Origin of the sequence: Dietzia sp. CW19 (assembly GCF_014145265.1) — a bacterium.
In the GTDB taxonomy this organism is placed as follows: Bacteria; Actinomycetota; Actinomycetes; order Mycobacteriales; family Mycobacteriaceae; genus Dietzia; species Dietzia natronolimnaea.
The window spans coordinates 1-4,744 of record NZ_JAALEE010000076.1; the positions used below are offsets into that span (position 1 = coordinate 1).

The following is a 4,744-nucleotide window of genomic DNA, read 5'->3' on the forward strand; positions in this document are numbered from 1 at the left end:
GGTGATCGTGTCCGCCTCGGCTGACCCCTCGTCGTCGTCGCCCTCGCCCTCGACGCCATCGGGCAGCGTGAGGCCGCGCGCGGCGAGCATCGACGCGATCCCCTCCACCCGCGGTTTGCCGTCTATGTAGCGGAAGTAGTCCTCGTCCGAGTAGGGGTCGATCCCGCGGTCGGCGAAGTACGCGGAGAACATCCGGTTCCACGCCTGCATGTGCTTCTCGGCCGTCGGGGTGATGACCCCGTCGAGGTCGAAGAGCACGGCATCAATGCCGTCATGGTCCATGTCGAATCCTGCTTCCGGGTCGGTGGGCCGATCGGGCTCGTCCGGTGACGCATCAAGGGTAGACACCCGGCGGCCGTATCGAACCCCTCACCTCCCCCCGTGCGGCCGATCTCACGCCCGGCGCGGACGGATGTGGGAGCCACCCGGCCTCCACGCGGGGCGGAATGCACTGTTGCCGGGTGCCCGGTGGCACTATGGTCGGTGACTCTGGACTAGAAGGAGAGAGATGCGACTTCGCACCCGCAATCCCCGCCGTGTCGCGATCGCCGGCCTCGCACTGGTCACCGCGGCCGCACTCACGGCCTGCACGTCGGACTCCGACGACTCCGGGAACGGTGACGCCTCGGGCGACACCCAGACCACGGCGACCATCGACGAGTCCGCACCCGAGGCGCCTCTCGACCAGCTGGTCCTGTCCGAGGGCGAGGCCCCCGGTGGCGGTGTGGTGCAGGTGATCGAGCCGGATCTCCTCCAGGAGGCCGTCGACAAGCTCGTCGCCGACCAGGGCAAGCAGCTCATGGAGGACCCGGCGTGCGACCGTGTCTCCCGCCTCGAGACGGTCTCCAACTTCGCGACCACCGACGGGTTGACCGCAGCGGTGCGGTACAAGCAGTCGGAGGAGGACGACACCGAGCACCGTTTCGGGATCGGCATGGTCGGTCAGAGGCTCGACGACTTCATGGACCGCTCGTTGTACGAGGCGTGCACCTCCTCGCGGAGCTCGACCAACCCCGCCGTCGAGCTCGTGATGACCGTGGCGGACGCCCCGGCCATCGAGGGCACCGAGGGATTCCGGGTCACCAGCGACTTCATCACCACCCGCCCGGACGGCACCCGCTCGCTGAGCCGGGCCATCGCGATCCACGGCTTCACCCGTGACACCACCGTGAGCGTCGAGTACGCGGCCCGCGGCAACAACCCGGCGGCCGACCCGGTCCTGCCCTCCGCGGCCGGCGCCCTGGACGCCATCTACGAGGCGCAGATGGCCAAGATCGTCGTGGCCGAGTAGGCCCCTCGACCGTCGTCGGCGCCCCAGCCATCGAGAAGAGCGTTCCGCGCACGTCGCCCGAGAGGCGGTGCGCGGAACGCTCTTTTCGTTGACCGCTGCCCGGTGAGGGCGGGCCCGGCCGGGTCAGGGCCGGGCCGGCGCCCCTAGAGGTTGATCATGTGGCCGCTGACGCCCTCGACGGCCTCCTTCATGGCCTCCGAGAGGGTCGGGTGGGTGTGCACGTTGCGTGCCACGTCCTCGGCGGTGAGGTCCCACATCTGCGCCAGGGTCAGCTCGGGCAGCAGCTCGGAGACGTCGGGGCCGATGAGGTGGGCACCGAGCAGTTCGCCGTGCGTGCCGTCGGCCACGACCTTGACGAACCCGACCGCGTGGCCGAGCCCGTGCGCCTTGCCGTTGGCGGAGAACGGGAACTTGCCCACCTTGACGTCGTAGCCCTCGTCGCGGGCCTGGGCCTCGGTCAGCCCGAACGAGGCCACCTGCGGCTGGCAGAACGTCGCGCGCGGCATCATCCGGTAGTCACCCAGGGTCTGTGTCTGGGCGCCGGCCATGGTCTCGGCGGCCACGACTCCCTGCGCCTCGGCCACGTGGGCCAACTGCAGCTTGGCGGTGACGTCGCCGAGGGCGTAGATGCCCTTGACGTTGGTCCGCATGTTGTCGTCGATGGCGATGGCGCCGCGGTCGGTGAGCTCGACACCGGTCTTGTCCAGGCCGTAGCCCTCCACCCGGGGCGCGAACCCCACGGCCATCAGCACCTTGTCCACGGTCAGGGTCTGGGACTTGCCCTCCTCACCGTTCTTCTCGACCTCCACCTCCACCGAGTCGCCGTTGTCGGTGACCTTGGTGGTCTTGTGCCCGGTCAGGACCTTGACGCCGAGCTTCTTGTAGTGCTTGGCGATCTCCTTGGAGACCTCCTCGTCCTCGTTCGGCAGGAGACGGTCCATGAACTCGACGATCGTCACCTCGACGCCGTAGTTGGACATGACGTAGGCGAACTCCATGCCGATGGCCCCGGCGCCGACGATCACGACGGAATCCGGGAGCTCGCGGGAGAGGATCTGGTCCTCGTAGTCCACCACGTTCTCGCTCAGCTCGATCCCGGGCAGCGTCTTGACCACGGAACCGGTGGCGATGATGCAGTTGTCGAACGTGTACGAGGTGCCGTCGACCTCGATCGTCTTGTCGTCGGTGAAGGTGCCGAAGCCGTCGATCTCGGTGATCTTGTTCTTCTTCATGAGGAAGTGGACACCCTTGACGATGTTGTCCGAGACCTTGCGGCTGCGGTCGTGGGCCACCCCGTAGTCGAAGGAGACGTCCCCGGAGATCCCGAACGTCTTGGCGTCACGCAGCACCGTGTTGGCCAGCTCGGCGTTGCGCAGCAGCGCCTTCGAGGGGATGCACCCGACGTTGAGGCACACACCGCCCCAGTATTTCTCCTCGATCACGGCCACCTTGAGGCCGAGCTGCGAGGCGCGGATCGCGGCGACGTAGCCACCGGGGCCCGCGCCGAGGACGATGAGGTCGTAATGAGTGTCAGCCACGACACACAGGGTAGCGCTCCCGACGGCCGCCGAGCGGCGGAGCGGCGTGGAACCCCACCCGAAATGAGCGTCGCCGCCTCCTCCCGGGGGGAGGGGCGGCGACGGTGCCCGAGTGGGGCGAGCTCAGGACAGGTTGCCCAGGACCGACTTGAGAGCCGAGGCGACGATGTCGCCGACGGTCTCGGCGATCATGTCGGTGATGTTGCCGGTGGCGCTGCCGCCGCTGAGCGAACCGGAATCGCCCGAGCCGGTGCTGAGGATGTCGGTGAGGGAACCCATTGTGTATCTCCGTTTATTGAGTGCATTCTCGAGGATTTCGAGAATGGCCGGGTCAGGCGACCCCTGCATGGCGTTGATGGTACTGACGCTACGGCCCGGTAACAAGAGCCTGTGGATTTCTTACACCGGTTCAGTTGCCGACGGGCCGCACACGGCATCATCGGGGCATGAACTCATCCGCGTCGCCCGATCCGTTCCTGCATCTCGAGGACGTCGACTCCGCCGGGGCCCTCGAGTGGGTCCGGGACCGGAGCGACCGAACCGTGGCGGAGCTCGCCTCCGGGCCGGAGGCCGAGACGGCGTACGCCCGCGCCCTGGAGATCCTCGACGCCTCAGACCGCATCGCGTGGCCGGTCCTGCGCGGCCGCCACGCCTACACCCTCTGGCGGGACGCCGACCATCCCCGCGGTCTGTGGCGACGGGTGCCGTGGTCCGTGCTCTCGCGTGGCGCCCCGGGCGTCGACCACCCGGCCTGGGAGACCCTGGTGGACGTGGACGCCCTGGCCGCCGAGGAGGGGGTCAACTGGGTCTACTCGGGCACCGTGGTCCGGCGCCCCGCGGACGACAGGGCGCTCATCCGGCTCTCCCGCGGGGGCGCGGACGCGGTGGAGGTCCGCGAGTTCGATCTGACCGCCCGCCGATTCGTCCCGGAGTCCGAGGGCGGGTTCCGGTTGTCCGAGGCCAAGAGCTCGGTGTCCTGGGTGGACCGGGACACCCTGCTGCTGTCCTCGCCGCTGGACCCCGGCGGGTCGGACGCCACCGACTCCGGCTACCCCCGCCTGGCGCGTCTGTGGCGTCGCGGGACCGACCCGCTCAGCGCGCCGGTGATCTTCTCCGGACGATCGGAGGACGTGGCGGTGGGCGCCGCGTACGACCTCACCTCGGGCCGCTACACGGCCAGCCGTGCCCCCGACTTCCACACCTCCGAGGAGTGGTTCTGGTCCCCGGGGGTCGATCCCTCGACCACCGCACCCCACCGACTCCCGGTCCCCGAGGACTGCCGCGTGGAGTCGTGCGGGGACTGGCTGCTGCTGCGGCCGCGCACCGATCTCGAGGTCGCCGGACGCACCCACGCCGGCGGGTCGGTCCTCGTGCTGCCGTGGGCCGCGATCGACGCCGACCCCTCGCGGTTGCCCGAGCCCGTCGTCCTGTTCTCCCCCACCCCCTCCACCACGGTCGAGGACGTGACCTGGGGCCGGGACCGGATCCTGCTGACGATCCTCGACGACACCGAGTCCCGCCTCGAGGCGTACACGATCCCCGACGCCGCGGACGGGGCCTGGGAGCCCCGCCCCGTCGAGGGCTTACCGGACCACGTGTCGGTGGACGTGCTGTCCTGCGACCGCCTGTCCGGCGCCGACGCAGGCGGCGGAATGGACGACGACGACGACGAGCGCCCACACCCCGACGACGCCGTCCTCGCGGTGTCCGGGCCGATCGTGCCGCCGTCGCTGGTGCTGCTGCGCGCGGACGGCTCCACCACGACGCTCGGGTCCACCCCCGACCGGTTCGACACCACCGGCATCGAGGTCACCCGGCACACGGCGGTCAGCGACGACGGCACCCGCGTGCCCTACACCGTGATGCGTGGCCCCGGCCCCGACGGGCCGAGGCCGACCATCCTCTACGGATACGG

5 protein-coding genes are annotated in these 4,744 nt (G+C 69.8%); 2 read left to right on the forward strand and 3 right to left on the reverse strand.

What is annotated here, in order from left to right:
- The coding region (locus G6021_RS02790; RefSeq protein WP_347238904.1) for an HAD family hydrolase at positions 1-282 on the reverse strand (282 nt) is incomplete at its 3' end.
- A gap of 226 nt (positions 283-508) precedes the next feature.
- Between G6021_RS02790 and G6021_RS02795 the strand changes: the two genes are divergently transcribed.
- Positions 509-1,291, forward strand: a complete 783-nt coding sequence (locus G6021_RS02795; RefSeq protein ID WP_182640627.1) for a hypothetical protein — start codon at positions 509-511, stop codon at positions 1,289-1,291.
- 143 nt (positions 1,292-1,434) lie between these two features.
- Here G6021_RS02795 and lpdA read toward each other — a convergent pair whose 3' ends face one another.
- Both lpdA and G6021_RS02805 read right to left on the reverse strand, forming a co-directional pair.
- Positions 1,435-2,829: a dihydrolipoyl dehydrogenase gene (lpdA, locus tag G6021_RS02800; protein WP_179523433.1), complete on the reverse strand. Its 1,395-nt coding sequence runs from the start codon at positions 2,827-2,829 to the stop codon at positions 1,435-1,437.
- A gap of 123 nt (positions 2,830-2,952) precedes the next feature.
- Positions 2,953-3,108 carry a hypothetical protein gene (locus tag G6021_RS02805; protein ID WP_179523434.1) on the reverse strand — a complete coding sequence of 52 codons (156 nt, stop codon included), beginning with the start codon at positions 3,106-3,108 and terminating at the stop codon, positions 2,953-2,955.
- Between the two features lie 167 nt (positions 3,109-3,275).
- On the opposite strand from G6021_RS02805, the gene G6021_RS02810 reads away from it, so the two are divergent.
- On the forward strand, positions 3,276-4,744 hold a 1,469-nt coding region (locus G6021_RS02810; protein WP_182640628.1), incomplete at its 3' end, for a S9 family peptidase.